This is a genomic window from Luteibacter sp. SG786, assembly GCF_011759605.1.
Taxonomy (GTDB): Bacteria; Pseudomonadota; Gammaproteobacteria; order Xanthomonadales; family Rhodanobacteraceae; genus Luteibacter.
In genome coordinates this window covers 1,778,532-1,797,470 of the sequence record NZ_JAAOYX010000001.1, presented here as the reverse complement: position 1 = coordinate 1,797,470, position 18,939 = coordinate 1,778,532, and the positions used below count along the sequence as shown (strand labels likewise).

The 18,939-nt window shown below is 66.6% G+C and carries 20 protein-coding genes; 9 read left to right on the top strand and 11 right to left on the bottom strand.

Annotated features, from left to right (window positions below):
- Positions 1-23 precede the first annotated feature (23 nt).
- The 4 genes from FHS47_RS08185 to FHS47_RS08170 are packed head-to-tail and all read right to left on the bottom strand — an operon-like array spanning position 24 to position 2,454.
- Positions 24-524 (bottom strand): TPM domain-containing protein, encoded by a 501-nt coding sequence (locus tag FHS47_RS08185; RefSeq protein WP_208381857.1) that lies wholly within the window; start codon positions 522-524, stop codon positions 24-26.
- Positions 524-1,408: a TPM domain-containing protein gene (locus FHS47_RS08180; RefSeq protein ID WP_167025483.1), complete on the bottom strand. Its 885-nt coding sequence runs from the start codon at positions 1,406-1,408 to the stop codon at positions 524-526. The genes FHS47_RS08185 and FHS47_RS08180 overlap by 1 nt, the downstream gene beginning before the upstream one ends.
- Complete coding sequence (locus tag FHS47_RS08175) at positions 1,408-2,031, bottom strand: LemA family protein (RefSeq protein ID WP_167025480.1); 624 nt, start codon at positions 2,029-2,031, stop codon at positions 1,408-1,410. Before FHS47_RS08175 ends, FHS47_RS08180 begins: the two co-directional genes overlap by 1 nt.
- Positions 2,032-2,082: 51 nt before the next feature.
- Entirely contained in the window at positions 2,083-2,454 is a 372-nt protein-coding gene (locus FHS47_RS08170; protein WP_167025477.1) for a diacylglycerol kinase, read from the bottom strand.
- 294 nt (positions 2,455-2,748) lie between these two features.
- Between FHS47_RS08170 and FHS47_RS08165 the strand changes: the two genes are divergently transcribed.
- The 5 genes from FHS47_RS08165 to FHS47_RS08145 all read left to right on the top strand — a co-directional run bounded on the left by FHS47_RS08165 (position 2,749) and on the right by FHS47_RS08145 (position 7,840).
- Positions 2,749-4,284 carry an oligopeptide:H+ symporter gene (locus FHS47_RS08165; protein ID WP_167025474.1) on the top strand — a complete coding sequence of 512 codons (1,536 nt, stop codon included), beginning with the start codon at positions 2,749-2,751 and terminating at the stop codon, positions 4,282-4,284.
- Positions 4,285-4,354: 70 nt separating this feature from the next.
- The gene (locus FHS47_RS08160) at positions 4,355-5,617 is read left to right on the top strand and encodes an ATP-binding protein (protein ID WP_167027808.1); all 1,263 of its coding nucleotides are present in this window, start codon (positions 4,355-4,357) and stop codon (positions 5,615-5,617) included.
- Positions 5,614-6,195, top strand: coding sequence for a response regulator transcription factor (locus tag FHS47_RS08155; protein WP_167025471.1), 582 nt, complete (start codon positions 5,614-5,616; stop codon positions 6,193-6,195). The genes FHS47_RS08160 and FHS47_RS08155 overlap by 4 nt, the downstream gene beginning before the upstream one ends.
- The gene (locus FHS47_RS08150) at positions 6,192-7,373 is read left to right on the top strand and encodes a sialidase family protein (protein WP_167025468.1); all 1,182 of its coding nucleotides are present in this window, start codon (positions 6,192-6,194) and stop codon (positions 7,371-7,373) included. The genes FHS47_RS08155 and FHS47_RS08150 overlap by 4 nt, the downstream gene beginning before the upstream one ends.
- Positions 7,373-7,840: a hypothetical protein gene (locus tag FHS47_RS08145; RefSeq protein WP_208381855.1), complete on the top strand. Its 468-nt coding sequence runs from the start codon at positions 7,373-7,375 to the stop codon at positions 7,838-7,840. Before FHS47_RS08150 ends, FHS47_RS08145 begins: the two co-directional genes overlap by 1 nt.
- Positions 7,841-7,856: 16 nt before the next feature.
- On the opposite strand, the gene FHS47_RS08140 is transcribed toward FHS47_RS08145, so the two are convergent.
- The 4 genes from FHS47_RS08140 to FHS47_RS08125 all read right to left on the bottom strand — a co-directional run bounded on the left by FHS47_RS08140 (position 7,857) and on the right by FHS47_RS08125 (position 11,558).
- The gene (locus FHS47_RS08140) at positions 7,857-8,933 is read right to left on the bottom strand and encodes a hypothetical protein (protein ID WP_167025465.1); all 1,077 of its coding nucleotides are present in this window, start codon (positions 8,931-8,933) and stop codon (positions 7,857-7,859) included.
- Positions 8,934-9,080: 147 nt separating this feature from the next.
- On the bottom strand, positions 9,081-9,983 hold the full coding sequence (locus tag FHS47_RS08135; protein ID WP_208381854.1) for a HAMP domain-containing sensor histidine kinase: 903 nt from the start codon (positions 9,981-9,983) through the stop codon (positions 9,081-9,083).
- Between the two features lie 116 nt (positions 9,984-10,099).
- Positions 10,100-10,828 (bottom strand): response regulator transcription factor, encoded by a 729-nt coding sequence (locus tag FHS47_RS08130; RefSeq protein ID WP_029213612.1) that lies wholly within the window; start codon positions 10,826-10,828, stop codon positions 10,100-10,102.
- A gap of 118 nt (positions 10,829-10,946) precedes the next feature.
- Positions 10,947-11,558 carry an arylesterase gene (locus tag FHS47_RS08125; protein WP_167025460.1) on the bottom strand — a complete coding sequence of 204 codons (612 nt, stop codon included), beginning with the start codon at positions 11,556-11,558 and terminating at the stop codon, positions 10,947-10,949.
- Here FHS47_RS08125 and FHS47_RS08120 point away from each other — a divergent pair.
- Both FHS47_RS08120 and FHS47_RS08115 read left to right on the top strand, forming a co-directional pair.
- A complete protein-coding gene (locus FHS47_RS08120; RefSeq protein WP_167025457.1) occupies positions 11,557-12,243 on the top strand; it encodes an ATP-binding cassette domain-containing protein in 687 nt (228 codons plus the stop codon). The two genes, FHS47_RS08125 and FHS47_RS08120, sit on opposite strands and share 2 nt — an antisense overlap.
- Positions 12,240-14,723, top strand: a complete 2,484-nt coding sequence (locus FHS47_RS08115; RefSeq protein WP_167025454.1) for an FtsX-like permease family protein — start codon at positions 12,240-12,242, stop codon at positions 14,721-14,723. Before FHS47_RS08120 ends, FHS47_RS08115 begins: the two co-directional genes overlap by 4 nt.
- 95 nt (positions 14,724-14,818) lie before the next feature.
- On the opposite strand, the gene rimI is transcribed toward FHS47_RS08115, so the two are convergent.
- Genes rimI through pssA form a run of 3 tightly spaced genes read right to left on the bottom strand, consistent with a single transcriptional unit; the run spans position 14,819 to position 16,555 of the window.
- Positions 14,819-15,298 (bottom strand): ribosomal protein S18-alanine N-acetyltransferase, encoded by a 480-nt coding sequence (rimI, locus tag FHS47_RS08110; protein WP_167025451.1) that lies wholly within the window; start codon positions 15,296-15,298, stop codon positions 14,819-14,821.
- Between the two features lie 4 nt (positions 15,299-15,302).
- Entirely contained in the window at positions 15,303-15,767 is a 465-nt protein-coding gene (locus tag FHS47_RS08105) for a hypothetical protein (protein WP_208381853.1), read from the bottom strand.
- A 5-nt stretch (positions 15,768-15,772) separates the two neighbouring features.
- Entirely contained in the window at positions 15,773-16,555 is a 783-nt protein-coding gene (gene pssA, locus FHS47_RS08100) for a CDP-diacylglycerol--serine O-phosphatidyltransferase (RefSeq protein ID WP_167025448.1), read from the bottom strand.
- 151 nt (positions 16,556-16,706) lie between these two features.
- On the opposite strand from pssA, the gene FHS47_RS08095 reads away from it, so the two are divergent.
- Both FHS47_RS08095 and FHS47_RS08090 read left to right on the top strand, forming a co-directional pair.
- Entirely contained in the window at positions 16,707-17,126 is a 420-nt protein-coding gene (locus FHS47_RS08095; protein WP_167025445.1) for a DUF4124 domain-containing protein, read from the top strand.
- Positions 17,127-17,197: 71 nt separating this feature from the next.
- On the top strand, positions 17,198-18,895 hold the full coding sequence (locus FHS47_RS08090; protein WP_167025442.1) for a proline--tRNA ligase: 1,698 nt from the start codon (positions 17,198-17,200) through the stop codon (positions 18,893-18,895).
- Positions 18,896-18,939 lie beyond the last annotated feature (44 nt).

The window sequence follows — 18,939 nt, the reverse complement described above, 5'->3', positions numbered from 1 at the left end:
CCACCCGGAGGGCGGCCCCGTTATCAGAGAACCAAAGGTCGATCGGGCAGTTCGTTGCTTCGTGAATCGCCGTTGGAGGGGAAATGCCGTGCGAGAAGTGCACCGGCTTCCGCCACGCCCGTCTGCACCGCTTCACGGAAGCGGCCTTGCGCGAACTGGTCGCGCATGTGCGTGGTAATGGCTTCCCACTCGAGGGGCGCCACAACTTTTGCGATGCCGCGGTCGGCGACGATCTCTATGCGATGTTCCGAGAGCAGCACGTAGAGCAGCACGCCGCAGTTTTCCTCGGTATCCCACACCCGCATATGGGAAAACAGCATGGCCGCGCGGTCGCGCGCGGTGGCGCCCGCTGCCACGGCCGAGAACGGCAGCCGCGACTCGATGGCCACCCGGAGTTCGCCGCGATGCCGGCCCTCGCCTTCCGCCACCGTTTTCGCGATGGCATCGAGCGTGGCAGGCGGAAACTGCCTGCCCATCTGGAACCAGGCACCGAACAGGTTGGTTGCGATTCGTCCGATATCCATCACCAGTTCCCCGACGCGCCGCCGCCACCGAAACTGCCGCCGCCTCCGCTGAAGCCGCCGCCACCGCCTCCACCGAACCCACCGCCACCGAAGCCGCCTCCGCCGCCCCAGCCACCGAACCCGCCCCATCCGCCACCACCGATGGAACGGCCAGCGCCGAGTGGAATGGCCATGAACAAGGCACCGGCGACGAGACCGAGCAGGCCACCCAGGATCGAATGCAGGAACAGCCAGCCGAAGCCGCCGGCGATCACACCCCCCAGCGGCATGCGCACGCCGAGCGGTGCCCTGCCGAGAATGCCGCGCAGGAAGATGGCCGCGAAAAGGAGCGGCACCAGCAGGTGACCGCCGCCGCGGCGCTCGTGGCTTTCGTCGGGCGCGACCGGTGGTGGCAGCGCCTCGCCCTGCACGATCTGCGTGATCGCGTTCAGGGCCTCGTCGATGCCGCCGTAATAGTCGTTGGCCCGCAGTTTCGGAGCCATGTATTCGCGAATGATGCGTGAGGCGATGGCGTCAGGCAGCGCGCCCTCCAGACCATAGCCGACCTCGATGCGCACGCGTCGGTCGTTCTTGGCAAGGAGCAGCAACAACCCGTCGTCGGGCCCTTCCCTGCCGACCTTGTTCGTTTCCGCCACCTTGAGCGAATAGCTTTCGAGATCGTCGGGCTGGGTGGTCGGCACCATCAGCACGACGACCTGCGCGCCCTTCGTCTTTTCCAGATCGACAAGCCGCGCATCCAGGCGCGCAATCTGGTCGCCGGTCAGGGTGCCGGTGAGGTCGGTGACATGGCGCGTCAGCTTCGGCACGGGCGCGTCGGCCCGTGCCGCGAGGGGCGGCACGAGCAGCGCGACGGCAAGGAGCAGCGCTGCCGCGAATCCGCGCATCAGTGGCCGGCCGAGGAAGCCGGTGCCGGGGTGGAGCCGAAGTCGACGGTGGGCGCCGTGGAGATCGCCTTCTCGTTCTCGACGCTGAAATTCGGCTTCACCTTGTAACCCATGACCTTCGCCGTGAGGTTGTTGGGGAAGGAGCGGATGAGGGTGTTGTAGCTCTGCACCGCGGCCACATAACGGTTACGCGCCACCGTGATGCGATTCTCGGTGCCCTCGAGCTGGGCCTGGAGGTCGCGGAACGACCCATCGGCCTTGAGCTGCGGATAGTTCTCGCTGACCACCATCAGGCGGGACAGCGCGCTGGTGAGCTGCCCCTGGGCCGCCTGGAACTTGGCGAGAGCTTCCGGGTCGTTGAGCAATTCCGGAGTGATCTGCGTCTGGCCGACGCGGGCACGGGCATTGGTGACTTCGGTGAGCACTCGTTCTTCGTGCTGCGCATAGCCCTTCACGGTGTTGACCAGGTTGGGCACGAGGTCGGCGCGGCGCTGGTACTGGTTCAGCACCTCGGACCAGGCGGCCTTCACCGCTTCGTCTTCGCGCTGGATGGCGTTGTAGCCGCAGCCGGAAAGGAACGCGGCAAGCAGGACGAGGGCGAACGTGCGGACGAGGGTCTTCATGGCGGCGGGTTCCGTGGAATGTGCCGCAACAACTTACCCTAAACCGCGCTCCTACAGAAAACGCGGCAGGAGGATCAGGCCCCAGGTCACCACCACCATCACCAACAGCAAAAAGACGGCCGCGGAACCCATGTCCTTGGCCCGGCCCGCCAGTTCGTGGAACTCCGGGCTGACCTTGTCCACGACGGCCTCGATGGCCGAGTTCAGCAGTTCGGCCGACAGGACCAGCACCGGGAAGGTGATCAGCAGGATCTTCTCGATGGGCCCGTTGCCCAGCCACAGGCCGAGAGGCACCACGACCACGGCCAGCAGCACCTCGAGCCGGAACGAGGCCTCGTGCCGGAAACACGCCTTGAGGCCCTGCATCGACCACTGGAAGGCCGCGTAGATCTGCCGCGGCCCCCGCCGCTCGGTGGATGCCATGTCGCTCAGGCCGCCCGCGCCGGGACCGGGCCGGCGGCGAGTTGACGGGTGGAAAGGTTGCGCTGCGGCATCGGGGCGGGCCGGGAGGTCGTGAACGGCCGGATATGATGCCACAGGCCGCCTTCTATCCGGCTTAGAGCCCCCGGCGTGGCGTATCGCCGCGCCCCTCTGGCGGCGCAGCACAACCGGGCCGACCATTTGTATTACGCTTGAACGGTTGTGACTCCGTTCAGGGTCACGGCGACGGGAGCCGGCTCAGTCCGTGCTCGCTGTTTCCAAATGTCCGGAAAATACATGGCAATCCAGAACCCGCCCGTTTCACAGACCAAGTCCTTCAGCACGGTCTTCCTCATCGAGATGTGGGAGCGCTTCGGCTTCTACGGCATGCAGGTGCTGATGGTCACCTACATGGTGAAGAAGCTCGGCTTCGCCGACGTCGACGCCAACCTCGTCTGGGGCGCGGCTTCTGCGCTGATCTACGCCACTCCCGCCATCGGCGGCTGGATAGGCGACAAATTCCTCGGTTCGCGCCGCACCATGCTCAGCGGCGCCGTGGTGCTGATGATGGGCTATGCCCTGCTCTGGATCCCGACCAACAACGCCTATGCGCTGTATCTCGCGCTTGGCGTGATCATCCTCGGCAACGGCCTGTTCAAGCCCAACGCCGGCAACCTTGTGCGCAAGATCTACGAAGGCGACGAGGTCAAGATCGACAGCGCGTTCACCATCTACTACATGGCGGTGAACGTCGGTTCGACGATCTCGATGCTGCTCACGCCCTGGATCCGCGATTACGTGGGCGAACATTACGGCGATGCGCTGGGCTGGCACACCGCGTTCGGCGTCTGCTCCATCGGCCTGATCCTCGGCCTGATCAATTACTACTTCATGCGCCGCACCCTGGCGCATATCGGCTCGGAGCCGGACTACCAGCCGGCGAAGGCGAAGAACATCCTCGGCGTGATCGCCGGCGGCATCGCCATCATCGCCGTCTCGGCGTACATCCTGCAGAACCAGGGCGTGGCGCAGCTTTGCGTCTACGCCGCCGGCGTGGTGATCCTCGGCATCTTCGTGCACCTGATCCGCTCCAGCGAACCGGGCGAGCGCGCGGGCCTCATCGCGGCGCTGGTGCTCACGATCCAGACCATCTTCTTCTTCATCTTCTACCAGCAGATGTCGACCTCGCTGAACCTGTTCGCGCAGCGCAACGTCGACCTCTCCTTCGGCATCTTCGGCTTCGAGATCTTCCGGTGGATTCCGGAGCAGTTCCAGTCGCTCAACGCCATCTGGATCGTGATCCTCTCGCCGATCCTGGTCTGGATCTACAACTCGCTCGGCAGGCACGGCAAGGATTTCCCGGTTGCCGCCAAGTTCGCCCTCGGCTTCGCCGCCGTGGCCGCCGGCTTCTTCATGTATGGCCTGGGCGCCACCACCGCCGTGAACGGCGCGATCTCGTCCTGGTACATGGTGTGGGGTTACGGCCTCTACTCGCTGGGCGAAGTGCTGGTGAGCGGCCTGGGCCTGGCCATGATCGCCCGCTACGTGCCGGCGCGCATGGGCGGCTTCATGATGGGCGCCTACTACGTGGCCTCCGGCGTGGCCCAGTACATGGGCAGCGTGGTGGCCAACTTCGCGGCCATTCCCGACAACATCACCGACCCCCTGCAATCGCTGGCGATCTACACCAGCCTGTTCAACAAGCTCGGCTTCGTGGGCGTGGGCTGCACGGTCATCGCCGTGGCGATGCTGCCGCTGATGAAGAAGCTTTCCGCCAACCACGCGCTGTCGACCTTGCCGCCGATACCGCCCGTGCACAACGAAGACCTGTGACGGCTGAGGGCCGCGCCGCGAGGCGCGGCCCTCACGCCACGACGAGACCACCGTGAGCGACACCCTGCATATGCCATCGTCCCGCTCCGGTCCCTTCGCCCTTGCCCGTACCCTCGCCTGGCTGCGCCTTTGCGCCATCGCCGGCCAGAGCGTGGCGATCCTCACCTGCGTCACGCTGCTCAAGCTGGACGTACCGCTGCTGCCGCTCATGATCGGCGTCTGCGTACTCGCCGTGTTCGCAGCCGCTGCCTCCTTCCGCCTGGGCATGCCCTGGAAGGTGAGCGAAGGCGAAGCCATCGTGCACATCGCCGCCGATACGCTGGTGCTGGGTTACCTGCTCTACTGCACAGGCGGCGCCGCCAACCCTTTCGTGACGCTGCTGCTGGTACCCATCGCCCTGTCCGCGGCGGCGCTTTCCGTACCCGGCGTGTCGCTCGTGGCGATCCTCACCGGCGTGGCCTACGTGTTGCTGGTGCCGTACCACCTCCCCCTGCCGACCCTGGGCGACAAGAGCCAGGATTTCGATCTCTATGTGGCGGGCATGGGCGTCAACTTCGTCATCATGGCGATCCTCCTCGGCGTCTTCATCAGCAACCTGGCGAAGGCCATCCGCGTCCAGCAGGGAGAGGTGCAGCGTGTACGCGAACGCGCCCTGCGCGACGAAGGCATCCTGGCCATCGCCACGCAGGCGGCCGGTGCCGCGCACGAATTGAACACCCCCCTTTCCACCATGCGCACGCTGCTCCCGGAGATTCGCCGCGAACATGCGACGGACAACGCACTGGGCGAAGACCTGGACCTGCTCGAAGGCCAGGTGGAGCGCTGCCGCACCATCCTGCGCGAGATGGTGGCCTTCGGCCAGGCACAGCTCTCGCAGGTACCGGAGCGCCTCACGCTCGACGAGTTCGTGCACGTGTGCCTCGAGCGCTTCCAGTTGCTGCGGCCCGAAGCGGACGTCACCGTCACCCTCGAACCGGGCGCCGGGCGCATCGCGCTGCGTTCGCCGCCGGGACTGCGCCACGCCCTCATCAACCTGCTCAACAACGCCGCCGACGCGTCGGCCCTGAACGAGAGCACGGCGGTCCATCTGCGCATCGGCGTGGTGGAGCAGTGGCTGGAGCTCACGGTCACCGACGAAGGTCCCGGATTCGACGAATTCGACGAGCTTGGTACGCTTGGCCTGTCGCAGAAGGCCACGGGCCTGGGACTGGGTCTCGCGCTGGCCGAGGCCACCGCGGAACGGCTGGACGGCGAACTTGCCGCGAGCAACACCGGGCACGGCGCCGAGATGCGCCTGCGCTTGCCCCTCAGGGTCATTGGAGACTACGCATGAACGACCTCGCCCCACCGTCGGGACGCCCCCTTCTGATCGTTGACGACGATGCCACGTTCGCCCGCGTTCTCGGCCGGGCGCTCACCTCACGCGGCTTCGAGGTCATCAGCAGCGACAATGCCGACGACGCCCGCGCACTGGCGAGGCGGCACCAGCCGCGCTACTGCGTGCTCGACCTCAAGCTGGGCGACGAGAACGGCCTGCGGCTGATACCGGAACTGCAGGCCCTCGTCCCCGACATGCGGGTGCTCCTGCTCACCGGCTACGCCTCCATCGCCACGGCGGTGGAAGCGATCAAGCGCGGCGCGCACGATTACCTAGCGAAGCCCGTGGACGCCGACGCCGTGGTCCGGGCGCTGCTCGACGGCGACAGCGGTCCCGGCGACCTCGACGACCTCGTGGACGCCCCCGACGCCCCCCTGCCGTTGCGCAGGCTGGAGTGGGAACACATCCAACGCGTGCTCACCGAATGCGAAGGCAACATTTCGGAGACCGCACGCCGCCTTGGCATGCATCGCCGTACCCTGCAGCGCAAGCTGAGCAAGCACCCCGTGCGCGAACGAACCGACGACCGATGACCCTGCGCAAACCCTTCCTCTTCGCCGCCCTGCTTGCCGCCTCGGCAGGCGCGCAGGCCCACGACGGCATGTCCGGCATGGCGGGGCATGAGGCGCCGCTCGGCTTCGACGCCGCCATGGACGCGCAGGGACACCTGTGGGTGGTGGACACAGTGGGCGAGCACGTGCGTGCGCGTCGGTCCGACGACATGGGCCGCAGCTTCGCCACGTCGACCATCGTCAATCCCGTGGGCGAACCGATTTACGCCGAAGGCGAGAACCGGCCGAAGATCGCGCTGGGCCCCAAGGGCGAGCTTTACGTGAGCTGGTCGCAGCCGCGCAAGCTGCCGTGGACCGGATTCGTCCGTTTCTCCCGCTCGCTCGACGGCGGCGCACACTTCGACGAACCGAAGACGGTGCATCGGGACACCGCGGAAATCACCCACCGTTTCGATTCGCTTGCCGTCGACGGCAAGGGCGACGTCCTGGTTGCATGGATCGACAAGCGCGACCTCGAAGCGGCGAAAGCCAAAGGCAAGCCCTATCTCGGGGCTGCCACCTACTACACCTGGTCGACCGACCGCGGCGCGACGTTCGCACCCGAGCGCAAGATCGTCGACCAGAGCTGCGAGTGCTGCCGCATCGCGCTGGCACGCGCACCGGACGGCCGCATCGATGCCTTCTTCCGCGCGATTTACGGCGACAACATCCGCGACCACGCCTATGCCGCCTTGCCCGTCGGCGGCGCCACACCGAACGTGCAGCGTGCGACGTTCACCCAATGGCATATCGAGGGCTGCCCGCATCATGGACCATCGCTGGCCATCGACGGCTCCGGCGTGCGTCACGCGGTATGGTTCAGCGCGGCCGGTGGGAATGCCACCATCTGGTACGGACAGCTCCAGCCCGGCCGCGAACCCGCGCACCTTGCGAAAGTGGCGGGCGCCGGCGCATCGCATGCCGACCTGATCGCGGACGGCAAGCGGGTGTGGATCGCCTACCACCAGGTTTCCGCGAAAGGCCTCGATCTCATGCTGCGCGAGTCCACCGATGGCGGTGACAGCTTCGGCGAACCCCGGGCCATCGCACACACGAACGACGCATCGGGCTGGCCGAAGCTGGTGCTCTGGCAGCATCGCGCCTTCGTCGCATGGAATCCGAACGGCCAATTCCGGCTTGTGCCGACGGAGGCACTGTGATGCGACGCTTCGCCATCACCTGCGCGCTCTCGCTGGCGATAGCGGCCATGCCCTCCTTCGCAGGGACGCCGCAAGCCCTCGGCACGGAAGACGTCGCGGCGCTGCTGGCCGTGCCGGCGAAAGGCGTGCGGCTCGTCGCCATCTGGTCGCTGGACTGCGCGTACTGCGAACAGAACCTTTCCACGCTACGCGCTTACCAGCGCAACCATGCCGACGTAGACCTTGTCTTCGTCGCCACCGACCCGGTGAGCCAGTCCGCTGCCCTCGAAGCGCGCTTGAGGGCCGCCAAACTGGACGATGTGCCTTCCCGCACCTATGCCGAGTCGACGCCGGACCGGCTCAACTTCCTGATCGACCCGGCCTGGGGCGGCGAAACGCCGCGAACGCTCGTGATCAAGGCTGACGGTACGCGCAGGGCGTACAGCGGTGCGCTGGACGCGGCGCGCATGGAGAAACTCCTGCACTGAACGAAGGCAAGCCGGGTCAGGCAAGGCGGATCCGCTTGAGCCGCGATGCCATCAGCAACCGTTCGTTCCGCTCGACCAGAATGAAGGTTCGCCGCACGCCGCTTCTTTGTTCCTCCCCGAGAGGGAGATAAAACCGCATGACCGGCGACGTGCCGTCGAACGTCTTCTGAAATATCAGGCAACCGTCTAAATAATAAGTGTTGCATGCTACACAGGTCACCACATCGTTGACGGCTATGTCGGGGGGAAGTTCAAGTTCCATGGGGTAACCGGTTTCGTCGCCAGTCTCATAGTCCGGCCACCAGGACTCAGTCGGGAGAGACTCGTTGGAATAAACATATACGCCCGTCGGCGGTGACATTTCGACCGCTACCCGAACGACCCTGGGCGGACCGACGGTCTTGTCGAGGAGCCCAAGACGGCTGACGCGGTAAACGACAACGATCTCATCAGACTTGAAGGGTGCAACGAGTCTCGAATCGATGAACTCTTCGATGTCCCTATCGACCTCTCCCGCCCCTATGGTCCGGTATACGATGTAGTCACATGCTGGCATGCTGCCCAGCCAGTAGAGCGACACGACGTCGCCAGCTCTCATACCTTCATAGGGTGGAATTCGAACCGTCACGCCCTGCTCGGCTGCCTCGATGGGTATCTCGCCATTTACCGCTTCAACCACCTCCGCCGGATAGATTGGCGATTCCACGAAATACTCCACCCTACCGGACTGCACACCTTCGGCGAGCCAAAGGTAGTAGAGAAAAACGCGGCTCGCTCTCATCGAGATTGCCCGTTCCGTCGGCACGAGTACGGTTGCATCTTCCGCATCGTCGCCCGAGCCGGTGAAGGTCGTCGCTTGACCGAATCCGCTGCCTTCCCACTCCGATTCCAGGAATACATGGATTCGGTCACCTTCGCTGAAATTGGCCCGTGGCACGCGTAGCGTGAGGCCTTGCTGCAACACGGACCATGGAACCCTGCCGTTGACGGCATCGTCGATGGACGGCAATGGCAGATCTTGCGATGTGCGGGCTTGCGAGGACTTCGGGGCGCTGTCTCGAGCCGTAGGTGAAATCACTATGCGACCAGACATGGATCACCTCCTTGTGAATGTGCGGAGGTGATCGTATTACCCAACGGCGTCATCGCGACGCCGGCGCGCCGGACTATCGATAGGTCGATTCGGACTTAGCCCATCAGGCGATTCATTCCACACGGGAATGTGCGAAAGCCCGTCGCGCTAACCTTCGACGGGCTGCGGATGCGGGAAACGCACGCTTGCGACGCGGTTCGCGCCCGGCAGCGAGCGCAGTTCGAGCGGCCATTGGAAGCGGTCTGACAGGCGGCGCGCGATGGCAAGGTCGAAGCCGTGCCGATCCACGGACGCATGCCGGCGGCTGCCCGCCTCCGGCACGTCGAGCGCCGGATTGATCACACTGACGCTACCCGGCATGACAGTGACCATGATCGTGCCCTGGTCGGTCTGCTGTAGCGCGTGCCGGATCAGCTGCCCGCAAAGCACGGCGAACACACGGGGCGACGCATGCAGGGCGAAGCTCGCCGGCTCGTCGAGCACCAGCTCGACCGGACGGCCCACGATCAGTTCCCGCGCGTAATCCACTTCCTGGCGAAGCACCGTGTTCACCACGAAGTCTTCTTCCGCAAGGCCCTGATCGGATTCGCGCGAGAGGATGAGGAAAGCCTCTACCAGCGCCTCGAGTTCGCGTGTGGACCGGCGGATACGCTCCAGCGACCGATAGCCCACGTCGGAGAGTTCCGTCTCGTCGGCCAACATGTCCGAGGACATCTTGATGACGGTCAGCGGACTCCGCAGTTCGTGGCTCGCGTCGCGGGTGAAGTTGCGCTCGCGCTCGCTGTAACCTTCGATGCGGCTGGCCAGCCCGTGCAATCCGCGGATCAGCGACGACACGTCGCCGTCGGAATGCTTCCCGCCCTCCCGGTCCAGGCCGGCCATGTCCGGCTTTTCCGGGTCCCATGCGTCCAGGAGCCGCGCCAGCGCCGCCACGGGGACCCACTCGCGCGACACGGCGATCCAGGCGAGCGAGCCCGAACAAAGCATGATCGCAATCGCCGCGCCGATGGGCGCGACATTGTTTGCGGCCATGAGCGACGCGGTGATCATGACGATCGTCTGGAGAGCGAAGACAACGGCGACGCGTACGCGGAACGAACCGCGCCGACGCCGTGACCCCTGCGATGACCTTCCTTCCATCGATCAGACCCGATGCTGCTCCCGCTTCATGCCGTCTGCGACGCGGCGACTTCGGAATCGAGGTCTGCCAAACGGTATCCAGCGGAGTGGATGGTGTGCAGCAGGGGGCGGTCGAACGGCTTGTCGATTACGCGGCGCAGGTTGTACAGGTGCGAGCGCAGTGTGTCGGAGTCGGGAAGCGTGTCGCCCCAGATCTCCCGCTCGATGTCGCGGCGGCTGACGACCCGCGGCGATTCGCGCATGAGGATGGCGAGCAGCTTCAGGCCGATCGGCGACACCGTAAGTTCCTGGCCACCGCGGGTCAGGCGCAGGGTAGCCGTGTCGAGGGTCATGTCGCCGACGTTCAGCACTTCCGAGGAAACCTGGCGGCGATCGCGGCGGATCAGCGCGCGCAGGCGGGCTTCCAGCTCGCGCACTTCGAAAGGCTTCACGAGGTAGTCGTCGGCACCGGCCTCCAGGCCCACCAGCTTGTCTTCCAGGGTGTCCCGCGCGGTGAGCATGAGCACCGGCGTGGACTTCTTGCCGTCCTTGCGCAGCTTCCGGCAGACGTCCAGGCCGTCCATGCCCGGAAGCATGAGATCGAGGACGATGACGTCATAGCTGTTTGAAACGGCGAGGTGCAGGCCACTGACGCCGTCGGCGGCGTAATCCACCGAATAGCCCCGGCGCTCCAGGAATTCGCCGACCATTTCGGCGATCTGGCGATTGTCCTCGACGAGAAGGATCAGTCCAGCCTGTTCGTCGCGTGTGCTCATCTGCTCCACTCCTCTGGTGATTCACAAATGTGAAGAGTTAACGGCCGGGCCGGTGAGAGCAGCGTGAAGACCGAAAACAATATTCATTGTGCGGACGAATACGTGGACGAAGCGTCGTTTAATGGAGCATCGGACTAAGCGCTTTCCACACATTCTCCGCCACCCGGGGTTCGCCTGCGGCCTTCGGATGCAGGCCGTCGTCCTGCATGAGCGCGGCATCGAGCGCAACGCCGTCGAGCAGGAACGGCACGAGCGACGCCCCGTGCTTCTTCGCGGCATCCGCGTAAACCTTGCGCAGGCCGTCGCGGTATTGCGGCCCGTAGTTCACCGGCAACTCGATGCCCAGGAGGAGAACCTTCGCCCCCGCGGCCTTGGCCGCCTCGACCATGGCGTCGAGGTTGGCGGCCAGCTGAGTCAGGGGCAGGCCCTGGAGACCGTCGTTGGCCCCCAGTTCGATCACCACGACGCCCGGCCGCTGCTTCGCCAGCAGAGCCGGCAGGCGGTTCCTGCCGCTTAGGGAGGTTTCCCCGCTGATGCTGGCATTGACCATCGTCCATGGCGTCGCCATCTTCGAGGTGCGCGCGTCCAGCAGACGCACCCAGCCGGCTTCCACCGGAATGTTGTGCGCCGCCGACAACGAGTCCCCGAGCACCAGCACCTTGCGCGGCGCCTCCGCCGCGGAGGCGATGGCGCACCAGACGAACAGCAACAGGACCAGGCAACGACGCATGAGCGATTCTTCCAGTGTTCTTCTTGAAGTGGCGGATGTTAGCAAGTCGGTTTTCGGACCGGAGGGGCAACTGGACATCCTGTCCGGGGTGAACCTGCAGGTGGCGGCCGGCGAGAGCTTCGCCATCGTCGGCGCTTCCGGCTCGGGGAAGACCACCTTGTTGGGATTGCTTGCCGGGCTCGACGTTCCCACCGCCGGCAGCATCCGGCTCGACGGGCAGGCCCTGGAGAGCATGGACGAGGAAGCCCGGGCCGCGGTACGGCGCCGCCTGGTGGGCTTCGTATTCCAGTCCTTCCACCTCCTCCCGGCGCTGACGGCGGAGGAAAACGTGATGCTGCCGATGGAGCTGGAGGGCGACGACACGGCGCGCGAGCGAGCTCACGCGGCGCTGGATGCGGTGGGCCTCGGCGCCCGCCGCAGACATTACCCCGCCCAGCTCTCCGGCGGCGAGCAGCAACGCGTGGCGCTGGCACGGGCGTTCGTGCATCGCCCACGCATCCTTTTCGCCGACGAGCCCACCGGCAACCTCGACCAGCACACGGGCGAACACGTGGGCGACCTGCTGTTCGAGATGAACCGGCAGCACGCGACCACCCTCATCCTCGTGACCCACGACGCCCGTCTGGCGGCACGTTGCGCCCGTTCAGCCGAATTGCATGAAGGACGCCTCGGGGTGCCCGCGTGAACGTCCTCCGGCTCGCTCTCCGTACGCTGCGCCGCGAATGGCATCTGGTCGAACTGCGCACCCTGGCCGCTTCGCTCGTACTGGCGGTCATCGCCCTCGGCGTCGTCGCCACCCTCTCCACGCGCATCGAACGCGGCATCCTCGCCAGCGCCGCCGAACTCATTGGCGGCGACCTCGGTGTGAGCGCCCCGGCGCCGCTGCCGGATGCCATGCTGCGCTCGGCACAAGCCGACGGACTGACGGCCACCCGGGGCGCCGCATTCCGCAGCGTGGCTTTCGTCGGAGAGCACAGCCAACTGCTCGACGTGCTCGCCACGGACGGCGTCTATCCCCTGAGGGGCACGCTGGAAGTGCGAGGGGCTGACGGGCGCGACCGCGTGGCGCACGGGCCGCCGCGGGGGCAGGTGTTCCTGGACCATCGCGCCATGGTGGGGCTGGGCATCCGCCCCGGCCAGACCGTCCAGATCGGCGGACGCGATCTCGCGGTGGCCGCGGAGCTCCTGCGCCAGCCCGACGGCGGGGAGTTGTTCGCGCTCGCACCGCGCGCCCTCATGAACCTCGACGACGCCAACGACGCCGGCTTGCTGTCCGTGGGTAGCCGCGCACGCCACCGCCTGCTGGTATCGGGCCCGCCGGCCGCGGTCACCGCGTGGCGTAGCGACCTCGAAGGCAGCGACCTGCCCGCGGGCGCCGAACTCATCACGCCCGAAAAGATGCAGGAGCGGATGCGTACCGCGTTCGATCGCGCCAGCGCCTTCCTCCGTCTCACCGCGCTGCTTTCCGCCTTGCTGGCCGGCGTGGCCATCGCCCTTGCCGCCGCGCGCTACGCTCGCCGCAAGGCCGGCGAAGTCGCGCTGCTGCGCGCCTTGGGCACGCCCCGCCGTCGCGTGGCGGCACTGCTGGTCACGACCCTGGCAGCACTGGCGTTGCCCGCCGCCGCGCTGGGCATGGCCATCGCGCTGGGCCTGGCGCAAGGCGCGTGGTACTTCGCCCGTCAGCTGTTCGACAACATTCCCACCACCCTCCCGCTCGGGCCCGCATTTGCAGCGGCCGCCATGGGCCTGGCCGTGTTGGCCGGTTTCGCCCTCCCGCCCCTCGTGCGCCTCGCGGAGGTGCCGCCGGTGGCCGTGTTCCGCGAATCCATGCAGCGGCGCGTGCGCCGGTTCGATGCCCTCTACCTCGTGCCGCTGGTCACCGCCGTGCTGCTGGTGTGGGTGCAGAGCGATTCGGCGAAGCTGGCGGGCATTCTCGCCGCCACGCTCGCCGGCGTGGCGGTGGTGGCAGCACTCCTCTCCGCGCTGCTGCTGGTCATCGCGCGCCGCGTGGCGCCCGGCGCGCATCCTGCGCTCCGTCTCGGCCTCGCGGCCCTCGCCCGCCGGCGCGGTCTTTCGCTGGTGCAGGCAACCGCGCTCTCGCTGGGGTTGTGCGCCCTGCTCCTCCTGGCCGTCGTCGCGCCTTCCCTGCTCGAAGGCTGGCGGCGCGAACTCCCTGCCGACACGCCCAATTGGTTCGCGCTGAACCTGCAGGACGACCAGCGTGAGGCATTCACCACGGCACTGGGCAAGATGGGGGCCACCCGCACCAACATGATGCCCCTCGCCGTGGGCAAGCTCACCGCCATCAACGGCAAACCCATCGACAGCATCGCCTTTGCCAACGATGACGCGAAGGATTCGGCGGACCGCCAGCTACGCCTGTCGTGGGCCGCCGAGTTGCCGCCTTCGAACCAGGTGGTGGAGGGAACCTGGGCGGGCCCGGCGCCTTCCCAGGCGGAGGTCTCCGTCGATACCTCGTGGCGCGACCGCTACCAGTTGAAGATCGGCGACACGCTCAGCTTCGAAGTGGGCGAAGGCACGTTGGACGCGAAGGTAAGCAGCGTACGCAAGGTGGACTGGAGTTCGTTCCGCGTGAACTTCTTCCTCATGCTCGATCCCGCGCATGCGGATCAGTTGCCGCACACCTGGCTTACGAGCTTCTACCTTCCGCGCGGGCGCGGCGACCAACTGGCGAAGGTGTCGCGCGACTTCGGCAACCTGAGCCTGATCGACGTCGACGCGCTGCTCGACCGAGTACGCGAGATCGTCGATCGCGTCGGCGGTGCCGTTCGTTGGGTGCTCGGCTTCAGCCTGCTCGCGGGTGCGCTCGTGCTCGCCGCAGCCCTGGCGGCGAGCGCGCAGGAGCGACGCAAGGAAGCCGCGCTGCTGCGTACGCTGGGCGCTACGCGGGCGCAACTTCGCGCCGCGGCCGCGTGCGAATTCGCCTTGCTCGGCCTTGTCGCCGGCCTGACCGCGGCGCTTGGCGCCCTGGGTGCCGGCCTGTGGCTGGGCAACGCGGTGTTCCGCATCGAGAACTTCGTGCCGCCCCTGTGGCCGCTTCTCGGCGCCGCAGCGTTGGCCGCGTTCGTGGTCATGGCGATAGGACTCTTCGGCACACGTAAGGTGGTACGCACCTCGCCGATGGCATTGCTGCGCGAGGGATGAGAATCGCGCCCTGTGGGAGCCGGCTATGCCGGCGATCCCGCGGCAGCGGGCACTCCCGCGACCACATGGCGCCTCTGAATCGGCTCGCAGGACAGTCAGCTGGCGCCGTCGGCACGCATTTCCAGCGACATCACGATCGCGTCCTCGCGGCCTCCCTTTGCCGGGTAGTACGAGGGACGACGCCCGATCTCGGTGAAACCGAGCGAGTCATAGAGCGTCTTGGCGACGGGATTCGACGGGCGCACCTCCAGGAAGATGCGCTCCGCGCCATACCAACGGGCAAGATCGATGAGGCGGCGCATCATGCGGCGGCCGTAGCCCAATCCGCGATGGGCGTTGCCGATGCACACGTTGAGCACGTGCGCCTCGCCGGCCGCCACCGAAAGAATGCCGTAACCAGCGATCTCGCCCTCGTGCAGGATGACCCAGCAGTTATGGCCTGCCTGGAGGCAGTCGCGGAAAATGCCGGCGCTCCAGGGAAATTCGTACGAGGCGTGTTCGAGGGCGACCACAGCGTCGAGATCGTCGCGACGCATGGCGCGAATCTCGGTGGACGGGCGTGCCACGGCGACCATCGGGTCAGACTCCGCGCAGGGTGGGCCCGAGGGTACGCAGTCCGTTCCACAGGCGGCGCTTCGCCGCCGGGTCCGTGAGAATCGCGGCCGGCGTGTCGACCAGCAGGATCTGCGCGGCACTCATCACCGCTGCGGGAAGGTCCCGGCCCAGCGCCTTCGCCTGCGCCTCGCCGAAGACGATGTACGCCTTGGCCACAGGAATGTCGCCCAGTCCACGTTCGCCGGCTTCCAGCCGTGCGGCGCGGCCGGTGACCGGACCATAGGCACGCAACGCGCGCCCCACGAGATCCAGTTCCCGCGCGCTGGCTCCCGCGGGAAGCACCACCACGCAGGCAGTCTGTACCGTAACCGCCGCGTCGTTTGCCGGAACGGATTCCGTTCCGGACGCCACCGGCCCGGTGCGCAACCGCCAGGGCGTGATGCCCATGACCTTGAGCAGGCGCTGGCGTCGGTCGGGAGCGGCAGCCACGAGGGTTACTCCGGCACTCTTGCGCGGCGGGCGCGGCGACGCCGTGTGGCCCGCCCCCAAAGGGTCATGACGGGGCCCGACACCGTGTAGATGACCGCCACCGCGAACAGCACGCGCGCCGTGTCGACGAGCAGCAACACCACGATCAGCACGGCGGCAATGAGCCAGATGAAGGGAACGCGATCGCCCTTCGGCCAGGCCTTGAAGCTGAAGTAGCGTATGTTGCTGACCATCAGCAGGCCGGCGATCACCGCCAGCGGCATGGCGAAGAACGCCACGGAAGGGCCGGGAATGTCGAATTTTTCCATCGTCCAGACGAACGACATGCAAAGACCGGCTGCCGCCGGACTTGCCAGACCCTGGAAATAGCGCTTGTCGGCCACGCCCACCTGCGTGTTGAAGCGCGCCAGGCGCAGCGCGGCGCAAACGGCGTAGATGAAGGCCGCCGCCCAGCCGATCTTCCCCCACACCGGCCCGTAGGCGGCCAGCGAGGAAAGGGCCCAGGTGTACATGACGAGCGCCGGCGCCAGACCGAAGCTGACCAGATCGGAAAGCGAGTCGTACTGCACACCGAATTCGCTCTGGGTATTCGTGAGCCGCGCGACGCGTCCGTCCATGCCGTCGAGGATGCCCGCCACGAACACCGCCAGCGCGGCCACCGCGTAATGCCCCCCGATGGCGGAGACGATCGCGTAGAAACCGGCGAACATCGCGCCCGTCGTGAACAGGTTCGGAAGCAGGTAGATGCCGCGATGACGCGGCGCCCGGACTTGGATCGGATCGCTCATGGGCCATTCCGTGACATGGGCCGCCAGTGTAGCCCAGCCGCGGTGAAGCGTCAGTCTGGCCCCCGGCGCGGAACCGGGACGTGTGTCGCTTGCGCGGCCCGGTGCCGGGTGATACTTGTTTGCGACACACCTTCCGCCGGATGGCCCTCGCATGCGCCGAATCGTCACCCTTGCCGTCCTGCTCGCGGCCTGCCCGCTGGCTTTTGCCCAGGCCTACAAGTGGAAGGACGCCCAGGGCGTCACGCATTACGCCGACTCGCCGCCACCCGCGGGAACCAAATACGACAAGGTGAAAACCACCGGCAGCGTCGTCGCGCCGGCCGGCCAGACCCCGCCACCGCCGCCGCCCGCCAAGCCGGAGCCGGAAAAGGCGTCTGCCGGGCCCACCGCCGACACACCGGAAAACAGGGCCAAACTCTGCGCCACGCTGAAGTCCAACATGGAAACCCTTGCGAAGCCGCAACAGGTTTCGGTGGACGACGGCAAAGGGGGCCAGGTCCCACTCGACGACGCCGGCCGCAAGCGCCAGATCGAAACCACACAGGCCCAGATGACCCTGTACTGCAAATAGGTTCCTTCGGTACCGGGGCGGCTGGGGAAAACCACCTATAATCCCGCCTTTACCGTACGGACCGCTCGCCGATGCGCCTCAGCAAGTTCCACCTCGCCACCGTCAAGGAAGTCCCCGCCGACGCGGAAATCGCCAGCCACCAGCTGATGCTGCGGGCCGGCATGATCCGCAAGCTCGCCTCCGGCCTCTACACGTGGACACCGCTCGGCCTGCGCGTGATGCGCAAGGTCGAAAACGTGGTCCGCGAGGAAATGGTTCGCGCCGGCGCGGTGGAAATGCTGATGCCGTCGGTGCAGCCGCGCGAACTATGGGAAGAAACCGGTCGCTGGGAAAAATTCGGCGGACAACTGCTGAAGATGAAGGACCGCAAGGAGCAGGATTACTGCTATGGCCCCACGCACGAGGAGGTCGTGACCGACTTCGCGCGCAACGAGCTGAAAAGCTACAAGCAGCTGCCGCTCAACGTGTTCCAGATCCAGACCAAGTTCCGCGACGAGATCCGCCCCCGTTTCGGCGTGATGCGCGCGCGCGAGTTCCTCATGAAGGACGCCTACTCATTCCACCTCACGCCGGAATCGCTCGGCGAGACCTATGAGGTGATGTACGCGGCGTATTCGCGCATCTTCACCCGTCTGGGGCTGGAATTCCGCGCGGTGGATGCGGACACCGGTGCGATCGGCGGCAGCGCCAGCCACGAGTTCCAGGTGCTGGCGGACGCGGGCGAAGACGCCCTCGCCTTTTCCGACGCCTCGCCCTACGCGGCGAACATCGAGAAGGCGGAGGCGCTTGCGCCGGCCATCGAGCGTCCCGCGCCCACGGCGGCCCTGACCCGTGTCGACACGCCCACGCAGCGCACGATCGAGGAAGTCAGCGCCTTCCTGGGCGTGCCCGCCACGCAGGTGGTGAAGACGATCCTCGTCCGCGGCCGCGAAGGCCTCGTCGCGCTTTGCGTGCGCGGCGACCACGAGATCAACGAAGTGAAGGTCGCCCATCTTCCCGAGATGCCCGACGAGTCCGAACTGGCCAGCGAAGCCGACATCCTCGCCGCCACCGGCACGCGACCCGGCTTCATCGGCCCTGTGGGCTTACCTGAATCGATTCCCGTCATCGTCGACCGCAGCGCCGCGGTGCTGGCGGACTTCGTGTGCGGCGGCAATCAGGACGGCACGCACTACACCGGCGCGAACTGGCAGCGCGACGCGCGGATCACGCGTGTTGCGGATATCCGCAAGGTAGTGGACGGCGACGCCTCGCCCGACGGCAAGGGCACCATTCGCCTCGGCCGCGGTATCGAGGTGGGCCACATTTTCCAGCTCGGCCAGAAGTATGCCGAGGCCATGGGTGCGGGCGTACTCGACGACCAGGGCAAGATGCGCACGATGTACATGGGCTGCTACGGCATTGGCGTCAGCCGTATCGTCGCGGCGGCCATCGAGCAACGCCACGACGATGCCGGCATCGTGTGGCCCGAAGCCATGGCGCCCTGGCGCGTGGCTGTGTGCATGATCAATCCGAAGAACGACGCGGCGGTGTCCGAAGCAGCCGAATCGCTTTACCAGGCCCTGTCTCAGGCGGGAATCGACACGGTGCTGGACGATCGTGGTCTCCGCCCCGGCCCGATGTTCGCGGACATGGAGCTGATCGGCATTCCGCATCGCGTTGTGGTGAGCAGCCGCGGCCTCGAGGCCGGCACGTTCGAATACCGCGCCCGCACGGACGCCGAAGCACGCAACGTGACCCGCGAAGAACTGTTCGCCCTGCTGGGCTGACCCCGCTTGGGCTGATCCCCCCACCACTTCCGGCAAGCTCGGAA